Raw genomic sequence first — 19781 nt, 5'->3', positions numbered from 1 at the left:
TCCCTCTGACGTGATTGCATCTATTGATGACCAACGTGATTGCTAGCCCCGAGAATAAACCCTGAAAACAAAAACGCCGGCTTTCCGAAAAAGTTCCGATGCTGGGGAACTTATATAAAGGGACGGCGTTTGAGGTCGGGATGGGCAGCCAGACGAGGGGTGTCGCTTGCTTTGCGTATTGAAGGGCGGCAGGGTGCTGGGAACAAGAGGGCGAAATGAAGACATGACGAAAGATACCACGGCTGGCGCCGTAAACCGGCGCCGGGCTGCTTCCGGTGACCCACTCGGGCCAAACTCGGAAATCGGCCGCAAACTCAAACAATACTACGACGAGCTGGTCTCCGACAGTGTGCCGGATCGCTTCGCCCAATTGCTCAGTCAGTTGGAACAGGCCCAACCTGCACGGAAAAAGGACTGAGGCATGGCGGCCGTCTCCCAGAGCTTCAAGACCGATCTGCTCGGCTCGATTCCGAGCCTGCGGGCCTTTGCCGTGTCGTTGACGCAAAACGCCGACAAAGCCGACGATCTTGTGCAGGAAACGTTGGTCAAAGCCTGGGACAAGCATGAAAGTTTTGAACCGGGCACCAATCTGAAGGCGTGGCTGTTCACCATCCTGCGCAATGAATTCTATTCGCAGATGCGCAAGCGCGGCCGCGAGGTCCAGGACAGCGACGGTATCATGACGGCCAGGCTAGCCGTCCATCCGGCCCAACACGGCCAGCTTGACCTCAAGGATTTTCGTGGCGCGCTCGAGCAACTGCCCGAGGATCAGCGCGAGGCCATCATCCTCATCGGTGCTTCGGGCTTTTCCTATGAGGAAGCCGCCGAGATCTGCGGCTGCGCGGTCGGAACGATCAAGAGCCGCGTCAGCCGTGCCCGCACCCGGCTGCAGGAAATCCTGAAGATTTCCGGCGAAGACGAGTTTGGCCCGGATGCGATCTCGGCTCAGGTGACAGGGTCGAACGCCGCCTGAGTACGGATCGGTTTCCGGACATCAAAGTTTCCGACCTCAAACAAGCGGCCCGCGCCCGCACGCCGCCGCCACCGCCTCCACGAGATCGTCTCCCGAATAGGGCTTGGTGACCAATCTGATATCCGGAAAGGACACCTTGATTTCATCCATGTCCGAGTAGCCCGAGGCGAAGACGAAAGGCACGCCCGATTCACGCAGCCGCGAAGCGAAACCGAGCGTCGAAGTGCCGCCGAGCATGAGGTCGACGATGGCTGCATCGAATTGCGAGGCAACGCTCTTGCGATCGATCTCAGCCAGATCGCGGGCGATGACTACGTCGCCGGCGCCATAGTCGCGGCAAAGCTGCTCGACATCCATGGCGATCAGGAATTCATCCTCCAGAACAAGAATCCGCAATCCGTCAAGCAGTCGGGGCACGTGGCAATGTCTCCTTGAAGCGCAGGGAACAGGGGAAGCGCGGGGTATAGAGGAGTCATGATCTCTATTTGGTGTCTTGTCATTTAAAGTTATTTGGCATCCTGTCATTTAAAAATGACATGCCATCGCAGATAACGGAACCTCGATGCCTGCAGGGCGTTTGCTATCGCCCTTTCAAAGAGGGCAACGCTTTCGAGGAGGGGATCGAAATGCCTGGCCGGAACGGCCGTTCTTTTTCCACCCGCCAGTATCCATGCGAAGATTGCCCGCTTCGGCCGTTGCCGGCGTTCCGGGCATTCGAGAAGCAGGAGCTTGCCTTCGTCAGCACGTTCAAGAAGGGCGAACTGGCCGTCGAAAAGGGTGCCACTGTTCTGGTCGAGGGAAGCCACAGCGCTCATCTCTACACAGTGCTTTCAGGCTGGGCATTCCGCTACAAGCTGCTGTCGGATGGCCGCCGTCAGATCATGAATTATTCCATGCCTGGCGACCTCATCGGCTTGCAGGGCAGCCTGATGGGCGAGATGCAACACTCCGTCGAGGCGTTATCGCCAATGTTGCTCTGCGTCTTCGAGCGTGAAACCCTTCACGAACTCTATCGTAATCATCCGGGCCTCGCCTACGACATCACCTGGCTCGCCTCGCGGGAGGAGCGCATGCTGGACGAAAATCTGCTCAGCATCGGCCGGCGCACCGCGCTCGAACGCGCCGCCTATCTCATCGCGTTCATATCCAGCCGCGCAGCGGTGGTCGGGCTCAACGGCAAGACACCGGTTCGGATCCCAATCACGCAACAGCACATCGCCGATACGCTCGGCCTGTCGCTGGTCCACACCAATAAGACGATCCGTAAGCTGATGGACCGCAAGCTGATCCTCTGGCGCGACGGCGGCTGCGAGGTGATCGACAATGAGAAGCTGAAGGAGCTCGCGCGCTGGGAGGGGGTGAGCGAGGGGTGCCGGCCACTGATCTGACGGCCAGTTCCAAGCCTAAATCGGGTTGGGCTGGACTCATGTGTGGAAAAGTCTTTTCATGGATCGTTTCGATTTAGGAACCTTGGCGTGTATCGGGCGTTTGAAATCAAGCAAACGCAAGGAGTTAAGCAATGGCGACTGCCGCAGGAAAGACCGCAAACGAAAGCCGGGCGAATTCGGACCTCGAGGCCGACATCAGGCAATTGAAAGCCGATATCGAAAAACTCACCAAGCAATTGGCCAAGACCGGCGAACATGGCTATGGGACGGCCCGCCGGGCTGCCGTTGAAGGTGTCGAGCAATTGCGCGCCCAGGGCGAAGCAGCCTTCGACACCGTGCGCAGCAACGCCAAGGACATCGAGGCGCAAGTGGCGGCGAGCGTGCGCGAAAAGCCGGTGACATCGCTGGCGATCGCGGCAGGCATCGGCTTTCTGTTCGCGCTTCTCGCGCGCCGCTAGCCTCAACCCAGATGGCAATGCTGGCATCGCTGATCTCGGGCCTGGCCTCGGGTGAAATTGTTGCAGCCGTGCGCCGCGCGCGCACGGCTGCAATCGTTTATGCGCTTGCAGCACTTGCAGCACTGTGCGGCCTCGGTTTCCTCGTCGGAGCGGCCTATGTCTGGGTGGCGGGCCGCTATGGGCCGATCGGAGCCTGCATCGGTTTCGGGATCGGCTTCCTTGTGATTGCAGGGCTCCTCCTGCTCATCCATCAACTGTCGGCCGGTGCCCGCACCCGGCGCCGGGCGCGAAGGCGCAACGCCGACATGAAGGCAATCGGCATCGCGGCCGCGCTCGCCGTGCTGCCGACACTGCTCAAGGGGAAAGGCGGCCTGGGCACCCTTCTCGGCCCGGTGATTGCACTCGTCGCCTACGCCATCTACCGCGAAAACGTGAAGCCCGACGCTGACGATCCGGATGCCGGCGAAGCGAAATAACTCGAAACTGTTCTTGTTCCTGTTTGACCATGTTCTCGCCCGAAATCCGGGCGCCGCTTTTCGCTGAAGCGGACCTTCGGTTCGGCATGATTCTAAAGCGCGTCGCGTCTGAAGGCGTCATGCGACGCGCTTTAGGTTCCTGTCTTAATGCATGCCCAAGACCGCTGCGCCGTCACTTCGACAGGGCCTCCAGCGGCATCGATATCTCGGCGAACACGCCTTCCGGCCGGAATTCATGGGTCACTTCACTGGAGATGACCTTGGCCAGGCTGCGGCGGATCAGGATCGAGCCGAAGCCATAGCGTTCGGGCGAGGCAACTTCAGGCCCGCCGCTTTCGCGCCAGGTCAGCACCAGCCGCCGTGCGCCTTTCCGGCCCTGTGCCTTCCAGTCGAGATCGACCTTGCCCGTGGCCGCCGACAGCGATCCGTATTGCAGGGCGTTGCTGGCCAGTTCATGCAGGATCAGGCCAAGCCCAACGGCCTGGTCGGGCGAAAGCAGGAGATCGGCGCCTGAGATCGTCATGCGCGGCTGTTCGGCGGTGTCGAACGGTTTGACCTCGACCTGCACGAGTTCGCGAATGCCGATGCCGCGCCACTCGCGGTCGGACAGCAGGCTGTGAGCGGCGCCCAGTGCCTGAAGCCTGGCGCTGAAGGCTTCGAGGAACTCGCTCGGCCGGTGGGCATGGCGAACGGTTTGCGTCGCCAGCGCCTGCACGGTCGCCAGCGTATTCTTGACGCGATGGTTCAGCTCGCGCAGCAAGAGCCGTTGCCGCTCGTCGCCCAGCTTGCGTTCGGTGACGTCGTAATTGACGCCGAAGATCAACGTCGGCTTGCCGTCGCTGTCGCGCTCGATGACCCGGCCGCGCGTGGCGACCCAGCGCGGCGGGCTGAAGCCCTTGACGCGGTATTCGCCAAAATAGTCGTCGCCACTGGCCAGCGCGTCGCGAAAATGCGTCTCGGTCTGGTGGACATCGCGCGGGTCGATGGCGGCAAGAATATCGCGCGCCCTCAGCCGGTTCGAGCGCGGCAGGTCGAACAGCTCGGACAATCGGACGTCGCATTCGATCATATCGGTGTGGATATCCCATGCCCAGCTGGCGAGCGAGGCGGCATCGAGCGCTATGCCGCGCCGCTTTTCCTCGCGCGCCAGCGCCGCTGCGGCGCTGGCGCCGTTGCGGGTGGCGTCCTTCAATGCGAACAGGCTGGCAGCGAGACTGGCGAGCGCCGTCAACTGTCCGAGCTCGGCGGCTGACGGGGACGCGCGCGGCTTCCTGTCGAGTACGCAGAGCGTGCCGATCCGGGCGCCGGCCACCACGATCGCCGCCCCCGCATAGAAACGGACATGGTGCTTGCCGGTGACCAGCGGGCTGGCGCTGAAACGTGCATCCGCGGCCGCATCGGTCACCACCATCGGCTCGTCGCCGGCGGCAATGGCATGGGCGCTGAAAGATGTGTCGGTCGCGGCCTCGGTCTCATCCAGGCCGACACAGGATTTGAACCATTGCCGTTCGGCGTCGAGCAGTGTCACCAGCGCGATGGGCGCCTGCATGACCGCGGCGGCGAGCCCACTGATATGGTCGAAGTCAGGATCGGCCGCGGTGTCGAGTGCATCGAGACCGTGGAGTACAGCAAGCCGATCCTGCGCCCTTAGCACGCTAAGGACATCGACCGGCAGATTCGGCCTTTTCTCTACCCGGCTATCCACAAGGCCCCCAAATTCATCGGCGTGCAGCCATTCGCGCTAGGCCGGCTGCCTGGCTCCGAAACCGGAACCTTCGCCTTGAGGAACCGTTACCCAACCACGTTTTGCCAGCCGCGCCCGCCGGCGCCAAACGACATGGAGGCCGATCATGCCCAAGATCGTTCCTGAAGACAAAGCCCGCCAGGGACGCTGGGGGTGGCACACTTTCCGTATCTTGATCGCAACGCTGCTTCTGGCGTTTATCGCCTGGGGCATCGCGGAGATTTACGGCAACATGATAGACAAGACGCCGCCAACCGAACAGGGCGAGCTTCCCAGGAACGAACAGGGCGAGATTCCCCAAGGCTGAAGCCTGCCGATTGACCGTGCCGGGCCGCATCACGCGGCCTTCGCTTGGGCAGCGCGCGCCGGGACGAGAACGTTCAGCGCGCCAGGATGGATTTCGAGCGTCGTTTCGCGGTCAAGCCTGATCAGCTCGCCATCCAAGACGGCGCGGAATCTCTTGGCTGCCGAGTGGATTTTCAAAACGACCCGGTCGGCCTGGTGGATTTCGACATGCCCGCTGTCGCGCCATTTGCCGCGCGCCATATCGAAGAGGAACCGGACCAGTTCGCCACGCTGCCGCGCCACCGTGATATAAATGCCGAGCACGCCGCCGGCGGGATTGTCGGCATAGGGCAGGTGACCCTCACCGAACAGATTGTTGGTGACGCCGATGCCGGTGGTGCGCGTTACAATTTCGGTTTCACCGATTGTCAGCGTCACCTTCATTGCCGATGGGTTCTTGATCGTCGCCCAGGCAGCCCGCACGGAGGCCCGCATCTTTCCCAGCCGCGAGCCAAACTCCATGTTCTGGCGAAGCTGCACCATCCTGGCATGCATGCCGATCGAGAACTGATGCACGAAGGGACGACCGTTGGCGGTTGCCATATCGACTGCAATGACCTCGCCGTCGGCAAAGGACTTCACCGCCGCGTCAAGGGTCTGCGGAATGCCGAGCCCGCGCGCGAACAGGTTCATCGTGCCGGCCGGCAATATGGCAAGCGCCCTTTTCCTGCCCATCAACCGGGCCGCCGCGGCCGAAATGGTGCCGTCGCCACCGCCAGCCAGCACGATGTCGATGCCGGGCTTCGAAGCGACGCTGTCCAGCGTTGCGACGATATCCTTGCCGGCAACGACGTCGATGTCGATGGAATGACCTGCTGCCTCCAACGTCCGGCGCATCTGGTCCGAGAAGGCGAAAAGATCAATCGTTCGCATGGTGCCGCCCTCTTGGTTCAGCACCGCCGCAAATCGCATTCCCCCTCTCCGTTTTTTCCTGGCAACCATGGGCAACCATTGGCCGGGACCGCCCAGCCACAGGCTGAAACGGGGCGGTTAAGAAAAGGTTCCGTAAGCTCTCACGAAAATACAGGAGCGCGATTTACCGGTGGAACGCATGCATAAGCGCGATTTAGACGGATTTTTACGGCGTTCGCCATGGTGTTTCGGAACAACAGCGTGGTCACAACGTTGTGACATGTGAAGACGCTGCGTCCGATCTTTCCATAGCTCAATTAGGCGCGGCGTACACGAAATCACGAGGAGAGATGATCATGGTACGCACCCTTTTAGCCACGACCGCACTTACGATGCTGGTCGCAACAGGCGCTTATGCGCAGTCGCAGACAACACCGGCCCCGGCGCCGCCTGCCACCGAGGAAGCTGCACCGGTCGTGCAGCGCACCGAGGGCAGCCTTGTCACCAACATCATCGGTGAATCGGTCTATAACGGCACAGGCGACGACGCCGAGAACATTGGCATGGTGAGCGATGTCGTCTTCGATGAAAACGGCCAGGCCGAATCCGCTGTCATCGGCGTCGGCGGCTTTCTCGGCATCGGTGCCAAGAATGTCGCTTTCGACTACAACAAGCTGGAATGGGCCGAACGGAACGGCGACCGCTGGCTGATCGCCGAGACGTCAAAGGATGAGTTGACGGCGAAGCCGGACTTCGACCGCAGGCCTTACGATCCGGCTCCTGCGGCCAATGACACCACGGCCACGGCTCCTGCCGCGCCTTCCGCCTCGACCGATACCACCGCACAGAACGCTCCGGCGGCTCCTGCCGAGCCCGTGAAGCGCGCCGACGGTAATCTTGCCACCAACATCATCGGCGAAACCGTCTACAACGGCACTGCCGACGACGCTCAGAACATCGGCGACGTGAACGACATCGTCCTGGCCAAGGATGGCAAGGCAGAGTCGCTGGTGATCGGCGTCGGTGGCTTCCTTGGCATCGGCGAAAAGAACGTAACCTATCAGTTCGACAAGGCCCAGTGGGCCGAGAAGAATGGCGATCGCTGGCTGGTCGCCCAGACCACGAAGGAGGAACTGGAGGCGTTGCCGGATTTCGACCGCAAGCCGTACGATCCGGCCCCGGCGACCACCGCATCCAATGACGCGGCGGCACCTCAGCCGGTGACGACCACGCCTGCTGTCACTCCGGCTCCAGCACCGGCGGAAAAGACGGCGGAAGCCCCGGCGGCAACGCCCGACACCGCTGCTCCGACCCCAATGGACAAGACGGCCGAGGCTCCGGCTGCTGTAACGCCTGATCCCGCTGCTCCGGCCCCAATGGACAAGACAGCCGAGGCTCCGGCTGCCGGTACGCCTGAAGCCCCCGACCAGACGCAGACCGCGGCGATCGACAAGTCGGCGCTGACCGAAATGCCGATCGAGGAGATCCGCGGCGAAGATCTGATCGGCACGACCGTCTACGGCGCCAATGACGCCAAGGTCGGCGAGATCGGCGATGTCGTGTTGGCGCCGGACAAAAAGACTGACGCGGTCATTGTCGACGTCGGCGGCTTCCTCGGCGTTGGCGAGAAGGAAGTGGCGGTCGGCATGGACAACCTCAAATTCATGACCGACAAGGATGGCAAGAAGTACTTGTACACGACCTTCACCAAGGAGCAGCTCGAGGCGCAGGTCGCCTACGACAAGGGCAGCTATGCCGAGAAGCGCGACGAGCAGCGCATGATCATGCGGTAGTTCGCTCCGACGATGAAAAAAGGCCCGCGCCGCCAACGGCGCGGGCCTTTTTCATGGCTGGAAAGGTAGCAGGCCTGCGACGTGGCCGGCGACGCCATCCTCGGTCAGTTCGGCAAGCGCCAGCGACTGGTCGAGATGTTCGGCCCGCCAGGCAAGCAGCCTTTCGGCAAGCTCCAGCCGGACGCGCAGATAGGCCGGGTCGGCAGCGACATTGGTCAGCTCAGCTTGATCCTTCTCCAGGTCGAACAGCAGCGGCGGCAGGCCGCCGCCGAAATGGACATATTTGAATTCCTTCGTGCGGATGACGGCCAGATTGCACTGGCGCGGACCGATGCCGAAATGGCGCTCGGCATGACTGTCGGCAACCGAGCGGAAATCGAACTCCCAATGCGCGGCCTCGCGCCAGTCGTCCGGCTCCCTGGCATCCAGGAACGGCTTCAGCGAGTGTCCGTCGAGATGCGGCGGCGTTTCCTCGCCAAGCAGATCGAGCAATGTCGGCGCTATGTCCACCGCCTCAGAGAAGCGGTCGACGCTGGCGCCGGCCGCTCTGCGGCGGCGCGGGTCGCGGATGATCAGCGGGATATGAAAACTGCCGTCGAAGAAGCCACCTTTGCCCAGCATGAAATGGTCGCCCATCATCTCAGCATGGTCGGAGGTCACAACGATGATGGTGTCGTCCCAGGCATCCGCTGCCTTGACCGCTTGCCAGATGCGGCCAAGCTGCGCATCGACCTCCGAGATCATGCCGTAATAGAGCGCGCGGATGCGGCGAAAATCGTCGTCGCTCCAGTCGCGCACCTTGCCCTCGGCCCCCGGGCGGAACTTTGCCCGCTCCTGCTGGTCAAGATCATAGGCAAGATAGGGGTGGCTTTCCGCCTCGGCCTGCCAGCTCGCGGCGCGGTGGAAGGCTGTGCCGCCGGCGGGATCATACATCGTGTTGTAGGGCTCCGGCACGACGAAGGGCGGGTGCGGGCTGATGAAGGAAAGATGCGCAAACCATGGCGTGTCGTACGCCTGCTCGCCAAGCCAGCGAACGAATTCGCCGGTCAGGAAAGCGGCAGGAGTCTCGTCCTTCGAGTAGACGGGCGGTGCGGTGGTCACCGCGCTGTCGGTCCCGCCGCCATGGATCTCGCCCGCTGGGCGATGGATGTCCGGAAAGCCGGCGCCGGTATCGACGCCGCGCGCCTTGAGCCAGGACAGCCATGGTTTCTGGTGCTCCGGCAGGAGTTGGCGCACGGTGAAGCCGGGCAGCACGCCTTCGTAGCTTTTCAGCCGCGGGTCGCTTGGCGCCAGAGCGCGCGGATCGGGCGACACGTCGGTGTAGCCGAACAGCGTCGGATCATAGCCGAGGCCGCGCAACGAAAGCGCTATGTTGCCGTGGCGAGCGTCGAGCGGCGTGCCATTGCGGCAAACACGGTTGTTCATCTGGTAAAGGCCGGTGTAGAGGCAGGCGCGCGCCGGCGAGCAGGGCGCCGCCCCGCCATAGTGTTTTCTGAACAGTACGCCCTCGGCAGCGAGTGCGTCGACGTTCGGAGTGCGCACCACCGGATGACCGACAGCCGACAGGCAGTCGCCGCGCCACTGGTCGCAGGTGATCAGGAGAATGTTCGGGCGCCTGCCTTTTCCGGCCAATCGTTGTATCCTTCATTTGAAGCGTGCCGCTCATGGAGCCAAATTTTTGCGGCGACGCAAGCCAGAAGCGTCGACAAAAATAGTGAACAAAGGCCATTCTATTGTTCACTAATAGAACACAGTCCATTCTGTGTTTGCGGCCTTTGCCGCCGGCTGGCGGGTCCTCATATTGGCGTGGACAGCGGCATGGGCCGCACAGGACAAGGAAGGAGCAGGAAAATGCTCAACCAGATCAAAGGCCTGCATCACGTTACCTCGATGGCGAAGGATGCGCGCCAGAACAATGAATTCTTCACCAGGAAGCTCGGCCTGCGCCGGGTCAAGAAAACCGTCAATTTCGACGCACCGGATGTCTACCATCTCTACTATGCCGACGAGATCGGCACGCCCGGTTCGGTGATGACCTATTTTCCGTTCCCCAACATCGGCAAGGGCCGCCACGGCGTCGGCGAAGTCGGCACCACGGTCTATTCGGTGCCCGAGGGCACGCTCGCCTATTGGGAAAAGCGTTTTGCCGATGAGGGGGTGACCGGCCTCTCGCGCGAAGAGGCCTTCGGGGAGAAGCGTCTCGCCTTCGCCGGCCCCGACGGCGATGGTTTTGCGCTGGTCGAGGACAAGGCGGACACCAGGGCGCCGTGGGCGAAGGGCGGAGTACCCTCCGACGAGGCGATCCGCGGCTTTCATTCGGTTTCGCTCAGATTGAGGGATGGCGGCGCCACGGAAGAGCTGCTGAAATTCATGGGCTATGAGGAAGTCGACACATCCGGCGCCGTCAGGCGGCTGGCGGTGAAGAACGGCAATGGCGCCAATGTCGTCGATATCGAATCGCTGCCGGGCGCTGCTTTCGCCGATCTCGGCGCCGGCTCCGTCCACCACGTCGCCTTCGCTGTCGAAAACCGCGCCAAGCAACTCGAAGTGCGCAAGGCGCTGATGGACACCGGTTATCAGGTGACGCCGGTGATCGACCGCGACTACTTCTGGGCGATCTATTTCCGCACGCCGGGCGGCGTGCTGTTCGAAGTCGCCACCAACGAACCGGGCTTCGACCGAGACGAGGACACCGCCCATCTCGGCGAGGCGCTGAAGCTGCCGTCGCAGCACCAGCATCTCAGGCCCTATCTCGAACAGCATTTGCAGAAGCTGGAAGACTGAGGATCAGATCATGAGCACGGACGCTTACATCCACAAGGTGCTGCCCGGTTCGCCGGGCGGACCACTGCTCTTCGTCTTCCACGGCACCGGGGCCGACGAGAGTCAGCTTCTGTCGCTCGGGCGCGATCTCGCGCCGCAAGCGACCATCGTCTCGCCGCGCGGCGATGTCTCGGAACAAGGTGCTGCGCGCTTCTTCCGCCGCACCGGCGAGGGCGTCTACGATATGGGCGACCTGGCGCGCGCGACAAACAAGATGGTTGGCTTCGTCACGTCGCAGGTCGAGGCGATAAAGCCTTCGTCGGTGCTTGGCCTCGGCTACTCCAACGGCGCCAACATACTGGCCTCGGTGGTGTTCGCGGCGCCCTCGCTGTTCGACGCGCCGGTGCTGATGCATCCGCTGATTCCGTTCGAGCCGGAGATCGAGGGAAGTCTCGCCGGCCACCGCATCCTGGTCACAGCAGGCAGACGCGATCCGATCTGCCCGCCCAACCTGACGTCGCGGCTGGAGGCCTATTTGCGTGCCGATGGCGCCGATGTCACAGTGGAGTGGCACGACGGCGGCCATGAGGTGCAGTCGAACGAGATCGAGGCAGCGCGGCGATTCCTGTCCGCCACGCCGGTAGAAGGAGCGTAAGCAATGCCTGACCAATTGCCGGAGATCGAACTCGAGGACCGCGGTTCCAAAGGCCGTTATCTCTTGCGCGGGCCGGACGGCGCCGAGGCGGAGATGACCTTCACCAAGATCGGCGAGCACCAGATTATCATCGATCATACCGACGTACCGGATGCGTTTCGCGGCCAGGGTGCGGGGCTTCGCCTCGTCACCCGCGCCGTCGAGGACGCGCGCGCGGCGGGCAAGAAGATCATCCCGCTCTGTCCGTTCGCCAACGCCCAGTTCCGTCGTCACAAGGAATGGGCCGACGTGCTGAAGCAATAGGGCTGGATCCTACCCACACGCCTTGGCGCGCGATGACGGTCAGGCGGTCAGCCACAGAACATGCATCGCTGTGGCATTTGCGCAGATCGCCTGTCTTGCCTAGGGGGTATTGTCTTGCCTAAGTAGGTATGTTGCCCGCTGCTGGCTCGCAGCCGCCTGCCCGACCAATCGAACCGAAATGACCCCCTGATGACCGAAACCGATCGCGTTCCCGTCTTCGACGGCCACAACGACACGCTGCTCAGGCTCTATCAGTCGAAAGACGCGGATGTCGAAAAGCTGTTCTTCGAGGGAACGCAGGGTGGCCATATCGACCTGCCGCGGGCGAAGAAGGGCGGCTTTGCCGGCGGCATGTTCGCTATTTTCCCACCGCCGGTCGAGAAATCCAGGCGCAGCGCGGTGCCACCGGCGCCAAGCGACAACGAGCCCTTGCCGTCCGAACTTGCGCGCGCCGACGCGCTTCCCTCCACAATCGCCATGGCCTCGATCCTGTTCAGGCTGGAGCGAGCGTCGGCGCTCACCGTCTGCCGGAGCGCCGACGACGTGCGAAACGCCATGGCACAAGGGTCGATTGCGGCGGTGTTCCACATCGAAGGCATCGAGGCAATCGATCCAGAGCTGATCATGCTCGACGTGCTGCACGCTGCGGGCCTGCGCTCGCTGGGTATCGTCTGGAGCCGTCCGAACGCCTTCGGCCACGGCGTGCCGTTCCGCTTTCCGTCGACGCCCGACACCGGGCCGGGGCTGACCGATGCCGGCAAGGCGCTGGTCAAGGCCTGCAACCAGCTCAAGATAATGGTCGATCTTTCGCACCTCAACGAAAAGGGATTTCGCGACGTCGCCGAGATCAGCGACGCGCCACTGGTCGCGACCCATTCCAATGTGCATGCGATCTGCGGACATTCCCGCAATCTCACCGATTGGCAGCTTGGCGCGATCCGCGAGTCGGGCGGCATGGTCGGCCTGAATTTCGCCACCGGGTTCCTGCGCGAAGACGGCAGGATGAATGCCGATACCAGTCTCGACATCATGGTGCGGCATGTCGATTCCCTGCTGCAGGCACTCGGCGAAGACGGCGTCGGCCTCGGGTCCGATTTCGACGGCGCCATGATCCCGGCTGTGATCGGCGATGTCACCGGCCTGCCGAAGCTGCTCGACGCGTTCGCCGCGCGCGGCTTTGGTCGCGCACTGATCGAGAAGATCGCCTATCGCAACTGGCTCGGCATGCTGGAAAGAACGATCGGGTAGGGCCTGTTGATGTTCAGGTGATGCCGGCCTGCGAACGGCGGTTTCCTGCGCTTCCGGTACTCACGGACCCAAATGTCCGCTCCGTTCGGGTTCTCGGACCCCACCCAGTCTGGTCGCTTCGCGCCCGTCTTCGACTCCGGCTCGGCCTGACCCGAATCTCAACATACCCTAGGGCGAGCTATTTGAAGCCCATGCGCCTCAGCCAGTCTTGGCCGACGCCGCGGTCACGGATGATCGGCAGCGGATTTTCCGAATCCAGCCGAGCGCAGATACGGTAGACCTCCAGTGCCTCGGCACCCATCTCGCCGCGCTTGTAGAAGAACATGGCAGCGGCGTAGCGCGTGCGACCCGACCATTTTTCGCCGAGCGGCGTGTTGATCAGTTCCCACTGTTCGGTGGCCTCCCCATCGACGTCGGACTTGTCTGTCTCGTCGGTCATGATCAGAAATCCGCCGGTGGATTGGCAGTGCGGCGGTCGAGCCTGATGAAGGGTCGCGGCACCACCTTGGCCCGCTTCATCAGCTTCTGGTACTGCAACTCGCGCATGGCGTAGATCTCGACCCAGAGGTCGTCGACGATCGTATCGCCGAACGACCGCGCCAGCGAGGCGATGGCGATGTTGCGCTTGGCCATCGGCGACCACGTGGCGGCGCTGATCAGCCCGACCTCCTGGCTTTTCCTGTAGTAGACGATGGCATGCTCGGCCGGAATGTTACCTTCGATTTCCAGCCCGACCAGCACATGCCGCAGCTTCCGCCTGGCGCGAGCTTCGAGAATGGCGCGGCGGCCGTTGAAATGGCCTTTTTCGAGGTCGACCATGAAACCGAGACCGATCTCGTCCGGCATGCGCAAGCGGTCGGCGCGGATGGCATGCTCGGAGGTGACGAAGTCGGAATTGGCGACGATCAAGCCGGCTTCGAGCCGGGCGCGGTTGAGTGCCGTGTAGCCGATGGCACGGATGCCGCGCAATTCGCCAGCCGCCATCAGCCGGTCCCAAAGGCTCAGTGCCTGCTCAGACGGCACGAACAACTCGTAACCGAGATCGCCGGTGAAACCGGTGCGCGAGATGGTGACTTGGCTGTTTCCCTGGGGGGAGCTGTCGTGTGGGAAGTCGGCGAGGTCGAATACCTTCAGATTTTCGACGCCGGCGAAACCGGCCTCGCGCAGCACGGCGAAGGCGGTCGGTCCTTGCAATGCCAGACCGGCGACAGCTTCGGTTTCTTCTTCGACCGTCACATCGAAACCTTTGGCGCTGTCGAGCAACCAGGGCAGATGCCGTTCTTGCGAGCACAGCCGGAACCGCGTCGGCGACAGGCGGAACAACGTGCCGTCGTCGAGGACGAAACCCTCGTCGTCGCACCAGGCGGTGTAGTGGACGCGGCGGGCCTTGAGTTTGGTCACGTCGCGCAGCGTGACGCGATTGAGGAAGGCCTCGGCATCCGGGCCCTCGATACGGTATTTCGTCATCGGCGAGATGTCGAACAAGGCCGCCTGGTTGCGGATGGCGAAATATTCGAGCTCCTCGTCCCACAGCGAATGTGGCGCCCGGTAGCCGGCCCAATTGTACCAGTCATTGGTCTTGGCCAGCGCATCGATGCGCGGCTGAAACGGCGTGCCCAGCCGCAAGGTGCGGAAATGGGATTGGGCAAGAGTACGGGCCGAAGGGTTGATGTTGAGCTGGCGGGTCATGACGGCGTTCCTTCGCGCCCCCCTCTGTCCTGCCGGACATCTCCCCCACGAGGGGGGAGATCGGCTGGCTGCTTGGCTGGCATTTCCCCTGCAGCGTTGGCGATTGGCGAAGACGGTGATGAGAGCCAATCTCCCCCCAAGTGGGGGAGATGTCCGGCAGGACAGAGGGGGGCGCCGTAGAGCACGACCTTGGCTGTTTGGATCATCGCAGTCACCCCCTCATCGCGATGATGCGCCGTGCGGCGTTCAAGCCAGGCGCACCCGAAACACCGCCGCCCGGATGCGAGCCGGCGCCGGCGAGGAACAGCCCTTCGACCGGCGTGTCATAGCCTGACCAGCCGGAGACGGGGCGCGACATCAGCATCTGGTCGGCCTGCAGTTCACCGTGGTGCCAGTGACCGCCCGGCATCCGGTAGCGCGCCTCGATGTCGGCCGGTGTCAGCAATTCGGCATGGCGCACTGTCTTGCCGATCCCCGGCGCATAGGTCTCGAGCTGAGTCATGATCGCCTCGAGGAATTTCGGCTTGCCCTCGCTCCAGCGTTCCCTCAGCGCATAGGGCGCGTATTGCACCACGGCCGACAGCACACAGGCACCGTCGGGCGCCAGCGACGGATCGGCAAGGCTGGGCAGCGTGATCTCCATTACCGGTTCGGGCGAGAACGCGCCGTACTTCGATGGATTGAAGGCGTGCTCGACATGATCGGGTGAGGGCGCGATGACCAGACGACCCTTGTGATCCGCTGCATCGACACCTGCGAATTGCGGTGGCCGGTCGAGCGCGAGATGCAACTTTGCTGCATCGCCCTTCATGCGGATATTCCCGACTTTACGCACGAAGCCGGTGTCGATCTCGCGCGGCCCGACGAGGTCGAAAAAGGTGGTCGCCGTATTGATGGCGGAGACGATGGTTTTCGCCCGGATTTCTTCGCCGCTGTCGAGTGCGACGCCGACGGCGCGGCCTTTCGCAACGATGATCCTTGCCACTGGTGTCGACGTGCGGATGGCCACGCCGGCCCTTTCCGCCGCTGCGCGGATGGCTGAAATGACCGCGCCCATGCCGCCCTTCGGCAGCGTCTGGGCGCCAGCGGCACCACCCGTTTCCCCGGCCAGCCGATAGTAGAGACCAAGCAGCGAGGTCGGCGAGCGCGGACCGAGATGGCTGCCGAGCGTGGCATCGAAGGCGAGCAGGCCCTTCAGCCGATCGTCTGTAAGCTGCTCGTCGAGCAGGTCGGCGACGTTCATCAACAGAACGCGCAGGAAGTCGCGCATGTCCTCCTTGCCGAGCCTCTTCAACGCCAGAGCTGTCTGGCCGAGCGACGCCGTCTCAAGCAGCGACATACCGCCAAGATCGGGCGGGCGGCGCGCGAGGAGCGGCTTCAGGATGCCGGCGTAGCGCAGCAGCTGTGCGCGCAACCCCTTCCAGGCGGTCTGCTCGGAGGAGCTCGCACCGGTCAGCACCTCGCCATACGCGCCATGCAGGATAAGCGGCGGGCCGTCCTTCGACAGCGCCACGGACGGCACAAAGTCGCCGCGCGCAATGTCCAGCCCGTGCCTTTCCAGCTCCAGCGCCTTCACCACATCGGGATGCAGGCGGTTCAGCACATGGGCAATCGATGAGACGCGAAAGCCCGGTGCGAATGCCTCGGTGCGCGCCGCGCCGCCGATATCGTCGGCGGCTTCCAGCACCAGCACCTTGCGGCCGTTCTTAGCCAGAACGGCGGCCGAGACGAGGCCATTGTGGCCTCCGCCAATGACGATTGCGTCAAATGACATCATGGGCCGGGCTCATATGCTGTTTTGGCTTGGCGAGGTCGCGCAGGATTTCGGTTGCCGCATTGCGACCAGGCGCCCCCATCACGCCACCGCCGGGATGGGTCGAGGAGCCGCACATATACAGCCCGCCGACCGGCGACCGGTATTGCGCGTAGCCCGGCACCGGGCGGTTGAACAGAAGCTGGTCGAAGGTCAGTTCGCCCTGGAAGATGTTGCCTTCGGTGAGGCCGACCTCGGCCTCGATCTCGCGCGGCGTGCGCACCTCCATATGGATGATGCGGTCGCGAAAGCCTGGCGAATACTCGGCAATCTGCGAGATCACGCTCTCGGCGAAACCATCGCGGTCGGCATCGGTCCAGTCGCGGCCGTTCACCTTGGGTGGCGCGTATTGAACAAAACAGCTCATGAAATGCTTGCCGGGCGACGCCATGGTCGGGTCGAGCGTCGTCGGGATCATCATGTCCAGGAACGGGTCGGCCGACCACTGCCCGGCCTTCCAGTCGTCATAGGCGCGCTCCATGCGTTCCACCGAGTCGGTGAAATGCATATCGCCGCGATAGACTGGCGAATCCTTCGGCAGCGTCGGGAATTCGGGCAGCGAATCCAGCGCGATGTTGACCTTGCCCGACGAGCCGCGGATCTTGAAGTTCCTGACCCGGCGCAGGAAGATGTCAGGCAGTTCCTTTTCCTCGACCAGTTTGAGGAAGGTGCGTTTTACGTCGGCATTGGAAACGACGAGTTTCCCGGAAATCTCCTCACCGCCGGCCAGCACCACACCCCTGGCCTTGCCGTGCCGGACCATCACATGGTCGACCTCGGCGCCGGTGCGGATGGTTCCGCCGGAGGCCTGGAAGCTCGCGGCGAGCGCCTTGGTGACCGCGCCCATGCCGCCGCGCGCATAGCCCCAGGCGCCGACCGAACCGTCGACCTCGCCCATATAGTGGTGCAGCAGCACATAGGCAGTGCCCGGCGACATCGGGCCCAGCGCGGTGCCGATGATGCCGGACAGCGCGAAATTGGCCTTGATGACATCGGTCTCGAAATACTCGTCGAGGAAGTCCGAGATCGACATGGTCCAGAAGCGTAGCGTCAGCGCCATTTCCTCAGGCGAAAGCCCGGCGAACTTTCTGCCGAGATAGAGAAGTTCGCCGATGTCGCGGGGCCGGAAACTGGTCGGGTCGGGTGCTGTGCGCATCAGCAGCGGCTGGATGAAGCGGCATTGTCGCGTCACGTCGCGAGCGTAGCGGTCATAGGCTTCGGCGTCGCGCCTGGAAAAGCGGGCAAATTCGCGCCGGTGGGCATCGTGGTCGCGGTAGTTGGCGAGATAGTCGCCGTCGCGGGTGAACACCGCGCCGCCCTCATAGGAGATCACCTGCAGCCCGAAACGCGGCAGTTCGAGGTCGCGCATGATCTCGGGACGGAACAAGGAGCAGACGTACGAGCAGTTGGAATAGAGGAAACCGGGCGTCAGTTCGCGGCTGGTGGCGGCGCCGCCGACCCAGGCGTTCTTTTCGACGACCAGCACGTCAAGCCCGGCGCGCTGCAGGTAGCAGGCATTGACCAGCCCGTTATGTCCGCCGCCGATGACGATCGCATCCCAGGCTTTCATTTTGGCCAAAACCTCATTTCTGCCCGCCCCTCATTTTCGGGCGATCCGCCGCGAAGTGCGTGAAATTCGCATGGCAGCGGCCACTATGTCCAGCCATACTGAATGAATGTTCAACAAACGATGTTGCGTTTTCGCGTTTATGCGGTAGGCTTTGCCGACATCCGGTATGGGCTTGGGACTGAGGTCTGATGGTCGAAACAGCGGACGCCGAGCCGGAATATGACGATACCGCCATCCGCTTCCTTGAGGCGCTATGGGGTGACGGCTATCTGTCGCCTGGGGGGCCGGATGAGGTCGACCGGGTGGTCGAAGGGCTCGTGCTTAACGGCAAGTCGATCCTCGACATAGGCTGCGGCTCCGGCGGCATAACGCTGCATCTGGTCGAGCGTCACGGTGCTGCCCACGCCACCGGCTTCGATGTCGAGCGACCGGTGATCGAGACGGCCAGGCGAAGGGCGGCTGCACGCGGGCTGTCCGATCGCGCCAATTTTGTTCAGACGTCGCCGGGACCGTTGCCCTTCGCCGACAGCTCCTTCGATGTCGTGTTCTCCAAGGATGCGCTGCTGCATGTGTCCGATAAGGATGCCTTGTTTGCCGAGATCTTCCGTGTGCTGAAGCCGGGCGGTGTCTTCGCGGCATCGAACTGGATGATCTCGCATGATGGTGAACCGTCACCTGACATGAAGACCTATATCGCGGCCGAGGGCCTTTCCTTCGCCATGGCGTCGCCGGCGCGCTATACGCAGGCGATGCACCAGGCAGGTTTTGCCGACATCACCGTGCGTGACCGCAATCCCTGGTATCGCGACGTCGCGCGAGAGGAATTGAGGCGCCTTAAAGGACCGCTCTACCCGACGGTCGCGGCTGCGGTCGGAGCGGCCTATGTCGACAAGAACATACGAACCTGGGAAGCCATGCAGAAGGTTCTTGACAGCGGCGAGCACCGTCCCACTCATCTTCGCGGTCGAAAGCCGGTTGGATAGCCGGCGATGCTGGAGACCATCACGCCCATGAAAGCAGAAGCCAGGGACGCCCTCCTTGAATCAACGCGGAAAAACGAGCCCGAAAAACGCGGCCGCAAAGCGTCGAAGGAGGTCAGGCAGCTTCAGCTGATCGAGGCGACAATCGATTCGCTGGCTAAGCGCGGCTATTCGGAGACGACGATGGCCGATGTCGCGGATGGCGCCGGCCTGTCGCGCGGGATCGTCAATTTCCACTTCGAGAGCAAGGAGAAACTGCTCGTCGCCACGTTGCAATACATGGCCGATGAATATGCCGCCCACTGGCGCGCCGCACTGACCAAAGCTGGCGATGATCCCGCCCGCCAGCTGCAGGCTCTGGTCGCCGCCGATTTCGACCGTTCGATCTGCAACAAGCGCAAGCTGGCCGCCTGGTGCGCCTTCTGGGGCGAGGCCAAGTCGCGCCCGACCTATCAGGCACTGTGCGGCGCGCGCGACGCGGCCTATCAGAACGTCTTCATCGACCTTTGCGCGACGCTCAAGCAAAGCGGCGGCTATGCCTTCGAGCCGCAAGTCATGGCGCTGGCGCTCTGTGCCTTGCTGGAGGGTCTGTGGCTGCGCCTGATGATGGGCACCGAGGACACCACCCGCGAGACAGCGTTGCAGTCGGCCAACGAATTCCTGTCGGCTGCATTTCCAAGGCATTATCCGTGGGCCAGCGGCCCCAAGACGGCATGAAACAATAAAAAAGG

Annotated in this window: 21 protein-coding genes; 13 read left to right on the top strand and 8 right to left on the bottom strand. The window is 62.9% G+C overall.

What is annotated here, in order from left to right:
• Window positions 1-223 precede the first annotated feature (223 nt).
• Window positions 224-418 (top strand): NepR family anti-sigma factor, encoded by a 195-nt coding sequence (locus E5X88_RS07055; protein WP_292159630.1) that lies wholly within the window; start codon window positions 224-226, stop codon window positions 416-418.
• Window positions 419-421: 3 nt separating this feature from the next.
• Window positions 422-973 carry an RNA polymerase sigma factor gene (locus E5X88_RS07050; RefSeq protein ID WP_145711386.1) on the top strand — a complete coding sequence of 184 codons (552 nt, stop codon included), beginning with the start codon at window positions 422-424 and terminating at the stop codon, window positions 971-973.
• A 36-nt stretch (window positions 974-1009) separates the two neighbouring features.
• On the opposite strand, the gene E5X88_RS07045 is transcribed toward E5X88_RS07050, so the two are convergent.
• Window positions 1010-1390: a response regulator gene (locus E5X88_RS07045; protein WP_292159624.1), complete on the bottom strand. Its 381-nt coding sequence runs from the start codon at window positions 1388-1390 to the stop codon at window positions 1010-1012.
• A 209-nt stretch (window positions 1391-1599) separates the two neighbouring features.
• Here E5X88_RS07045 and E5X88_RS07040 point away from each other — a divergent pair, with 209 nt between their 5' ends.
• The 3 genes from E5X88_RS07040 to E5X88_RS07030 all read left to right on the top strand — a co-directional run bounded on the left by E5X88_RS07040 (window position 1600) and on the right by E5X88_RS07030 (window position 3295).
• Window positions 1600-2361: a Crp/Fnr family transcriptional regulator gene (locus E5X88_RS07040; protein ID WP_292160081.1), complete on the top strand. Its 762-nt coding sequence runs from the start codon at window positions 1600-1602 to the stop codon at window positions 2359-2361.
• A gap of 131 nt (window positions 2362-2492) precedes the next feature.
• Window positions 2493-2819, top strand: coding sequence for a hypothetical protein (locus E5X88_RS07035; protein ID WP_292159622.1), 327 nt, complete (start codon window positions 2493-2495; stop codon window positions 2817-2819).
• Window positions 2820-2830: 11 nt separating this feature from the next.
• On the top strand, window positions 2831-3295 hold the full coding sequence (locus E5X88_RS07030; protein ID WP_292159620.1) for a hypothetical protein: 465 nt from the start codon (window positions 2831-2833) through the stop codon (window positions 3293-3295).
• Window positions 3296-3467: 172 nt separating this feature from the next.
• Here E5X88_RS07030 and E5X88_RS07025 read toward each other — a convergent pair whose 3' ends face one another.
• Window positions 3468-5000, bottom strand: a complete 1533-nt coding sequence (locus tag E5X88_RS07025; protein WP_292159618.1) for an HWE histidine kinase domain-containing protein — start codon at window positions 4998-5000, stop codon at window positions 3468-3470.
• Between the two features lie 145 nt (window positions 5001-5145).
• On the opposite strand from E5X88_RS07025, the gene E5X88_RS07020 reads away from it, so the two are divergent.
• Window positions 5146-5346 (top strand): hypothetical protein, encoded by a 201-nt coding sequence (locus tag E5X88_RS07020; protein ID WP_292159616.1) that lies wholly within the window; start codon window positions 5146-5148, stop codon window positions 5344-5346.
• 29 nt (window positions 5347-5375) lie between these two features.
• Here the strand turns inward: E5X88_RS07020 and E5X88_RS07015 are convergent, their stop codons facing one another.
• Window positions 5376-6296 carry a diacylglycerol kinase family protein gene (locus E5X88_RS07015; protein WP_292159614.1) on the bottom strand — a complete coding sequence of 307 codons (921 nt, stop codon included), beginning with the start codon at window positions 6294-6296 and terminating at the stop codon, window positions 5376-5378.
• Window positions 6297-6592: 296 nt separating this feature from the next.
• On the opposite strand from E5X88_RS07015, the gene E5X88_RS07010 reads away from it, so the two are divergent.
• Window positions 6593-8029 carry a PRC-barrel domain-containing protein gene (locus E5X88_RS07010; RefSeq protein ID WP_292159611.1) on the top strand — a complete coding sequence of 479 codons (1437 nt, stop codon included), beginning with the start codon at window positions 6593-6595 and terminating at the stop codon, window positions 8027-8029.
• A 51-nt stretch (window positions 8030-8080) separates the two neighbouring features.
• Here E5X88_RS07010 and E5X88_RS07005 read toward each other — a convergent pair whose 3' ends face one another.
• Complete coding sequence (locus tag E5X88_RS07005) at window positions 8081-9661, bottom strand: alkaline phosphatase family protein (protein WP_292159609.1); 1581 nt, start codon at window positions 9659-9661, stop codon at window positions 8081-8083.
• 219 nt (window positions 9662-9880) lie between these two features.
• Here E5X88_RS07005 and E5X88_RS07000 point away from each other — a divergent pair, with 219 nt between their 5' ends.
• The 4 genes from E5X88_RS07000 (at window position 9881) to E5X88_RS06985 (ending at window position 12998) form a co-directional block, all read left to right on the top strand.
• Window positions 9881-10813 carry a VOC family protein gene (locus tag E5X88_RS07000; protein ID WP_292159607.1) on the top strand — a complete coding sequence of 311 codons (933 nt, stop codon included), beginning with the start codon at window positions 9881-9883 and terminating at the stop codon, window positions 10811-10813.
• 10 nt (window positions 10814-10823) lie between these two features.
• Window positions 10824-11447 (top strand): alpha/beta hydrolase, encoded by a 624-nt coding sequence (locus tag E5X88_RS06995; RefSeq protein ID WP_292159605.1) that lies wholly within the window; start codon window positions 10824-10826, stop codon window positions 11445-11447.
• A 3-nt stretch (window positions 11448-11450) separates the two neighbouring features.
• A complete protein-coding gene (locus tag E5X88_RS06990; protein WP_292159603.1) occupies window positions 11451-11750 on the top strand; it encodes a GNAT family N-acetyltransferase in 300 nt (99 codons plus the stop codon).
• Window positions 11751-11939: 189 nt separating this feature from the next.
• Window positions 11940-12998 carry a dipeptidase gene (locus E5X88_RS06985; RefSeq protein WP_292159601.1) on the top strand — a complete coding sequence of 353 codons (1059 nt, stop codon included), beginning with the start codon at window positions 11940-11942 and terminating at the stop codon, window positions 12996-12998.
• Window positions 12999-13176: 178 nt separating this feature from the next.
• Here the strand turns inward: E5X88_RS06985 and E5X88_RS06980 are convergent, their stop codons facing one another.
• The 4 genes from E5X88_RS06980 to E5X88_RS06965 form a co-directional block, all read right to left on the bottom strand.
• Window positions 13177-13437 carry a hypothetical protein gene (locus E5X88_RS06980; RefSeq protein ID WP_292159599.1) on the bottom strand — a complete coding sequence of 87 codons (261 nt, stop codon included), beginning with the start codon at window positions 13435-13437 and terminating at the stop codon, window positions 13177-13179.
• Between the two features lie 2 nt (window positions 13438-13439).
• The gene (locus E5X88_RS06975; protein WP_292159597.1) at window positions 13440-14687 is read right to left on the bottom strand and encodes an aminomethyltransferase family protein; all 1248 of its coding nucleotides are present in this window, start codon (window positions 14685-14687) and stop codon (window positions 13440-13442) included.
• 211 nt (window positions 14688-14898) lie between these two features.
• Window positions 14899-16464, bottom strand: a complete 1566-nt coding sequence (locus E5X88_RS06970) for an NAD(P)/FAD-dependent oxidoreductase (protein ID WP_292159595.1) — start codon at window positions 16462-16464, stop codon at window positions 14899-14901.
• Entirely contained in the window at window positions 16451-18070 is a 1620-nt protein-coding gene (locus tag E5X88_RS06965; protein ID WP_292159593.1) for an NAD(P)/FAD-dependent oxidoreductase, read from the bottom strand. Before E5X88_RS06965 ends, E5X88_RS06970 begins: the two co-directional genes overlap by 14 nt.
• A gap of 188 nt (window positions 18071-18258) precedes the next feature.
• On the opposite strand from E5X88_RS06965, the gene E5X88_RS06960 reads away from it, so the two are divergent.
• Both E5X88_RS06960 and betI read left to right on the top strand, forming a co-directional pair.
• A complete protein-coding gene (locus tag E5X88_RS06960) occupies window positions 18259-19053 on the top strand; it encodes a class I SAM-dependent methyltransferase (RefSeq protein ID WP_292159591.1) in 795 nt (264 codons plus the stop codon).
• Between the two features lie 6 nt (window positions 19054-19059).
• Complete coding sequence (gene betI, locus E5X88_RS06955) at window positions 19060-19767, top strand: transcriptional regulator BetI (protein ID WP_292159589.1); 708 nt, start codon at window positions 19060-19062, stop codon at window positions 19765-19767.
• The last annotated feature ends 14 nt before the right edge of the window (window positions 19768-19781 follow it).

Source organism: Mesorhizobium sp. (genome assembly GCF_004962245.1).
Classification (GTDB): domain Bacteria; phylum Pseudomonadota; class Alphaproteobacteria; order Rhizobiales; family Rhizobiaceae; genus Mesorhizobium.
This window is presented reverse-complemented; position numbering and strand designations above follow the sequence as displayed.

Bases quoted from the DNA above. Each gene is read 5' to 3' on its own strand.
- E5X88_RS07010 (WP_292159611.1), top strand. From the start codon at position 6,593: ATGGTACGCACCCTTTTAGCCACGACCGCACTTACGATGCTGGTCGCA.
- E5X88_RS07015 (WP_292159614.1), bottom strand. From the start codon at position 6,296: ATGCGATTTGCGGCGGTGCTGAACCAAGAGGGCGGCACCATGCGAACG.
- E5X88_RS07055 (WP_292159630.1), top strand. From the start codon at position 224: ATGACGAAAGATACCACGGCTGGCGCCGTAAACCGGCGCCGGGCTGCT.
- E5X88_RS07000 (WP_292159607.1), top strand. From the start codon at position 9,881: ATGCTCAACCAGATCAAAGGCCTGCATCACGTTACCTCGATGGCGAAG.
- E5X88_RS07035 (WP_292159622.1), top strand. From the start codon at position 2,493: ATGGCGACTGCCGCAGGAAAGACCGCAAACGAAAGCCGGGCGAATTCG.
- E5X88_RS06965 (WP_292159593.1), bottom strand. From the start codon at position 18,070: ATGAAAGCCTGGGATGCGATCGTCATCGGCGGCGGACATAACGGGCTG.
- E5X88_RS06985 (WP_292159601.1), top strand. From the start codon at position 11,940: ATGACCGAAACCGATCGCGTTCCCGTCTTCGACGGCCACAACGACACG.
- betI (WP_292159589.1), top strand. From the start codon at position 19,060: ATGCTGGAGACCATCACGCCCATGAAAGCAGAAGCCAGGGACGCCCTC.
- E5X88_RS06995 (WP_292159605.1), top strand. From the start codon at position 10,824: ATGAGCACGGACGCTTACATCCACAAGGTGCTGCCCGGTTCGCCGGGC.
- E5X88_RS07030 (WP_292159620.1), top strand. From the start codon at position 2,831: ATGGCAATGCTGGCATCGCTGATCTCGGGCCTGGCCTCGGGTGAAATT.
- E5X88_RS07020 (WP_292159616.1), top strand. From the start codon at position 5,146: ATGCCCAAGATCGTTCCTGAAGACAAAGCCCGCCAGGGACGCTGGGGG.
- E5X88_RS06975 (WP_292159597.1), bottom strand. From the start codon at position 14,687: ATGACCCGCCAGCTCAACATCAACCCTTCGGCCCGTACTCTTGCCCAA.
- E5X88_RS07040 (WP_292160081.1), top strand. From the start codon at position 1,600: ATGCCTGGCCGGAACGGCCGTTCTTTTTCCACCCGCCAGTATCCATGC.
- E5X88_RS07050 (WP_145711386.1), top strand. From the start codon at position 422: ATGGCGGCCGTCTCCCAGAGCTTCAAGACCGATCTGCTCGGCTCGATT.
- E5X88_RS06970 (WP_292159595.1), bottom strand. From the start codon at position 16,464: ATGATGTCATTTGACGCAATCGTCATTGGCGGAGGCCACAATGGCCTC.
- E5X88_RS06960 (WP_292159591.1), top strand. From the start codon at position 18,259: ATGGTCGAAACAGCGGACGCCGAGCCGGAATATGACGATACCGCCATC.
- E5X88_RS06980 (WP_292159599.1), bottom strand. From the start codon at position 13,437: ATGACCGACGAGACAGACAAGTCCGACGTCGATGGGGAGGCCACCGAA.
- E5X88_RS06990 (WP_292159603.1), top strand. From the start codon at position 11,451: ATGCCTGACCAATTGCCGGAGATCGAACTCGAGGACCGCGGTTCCAAA.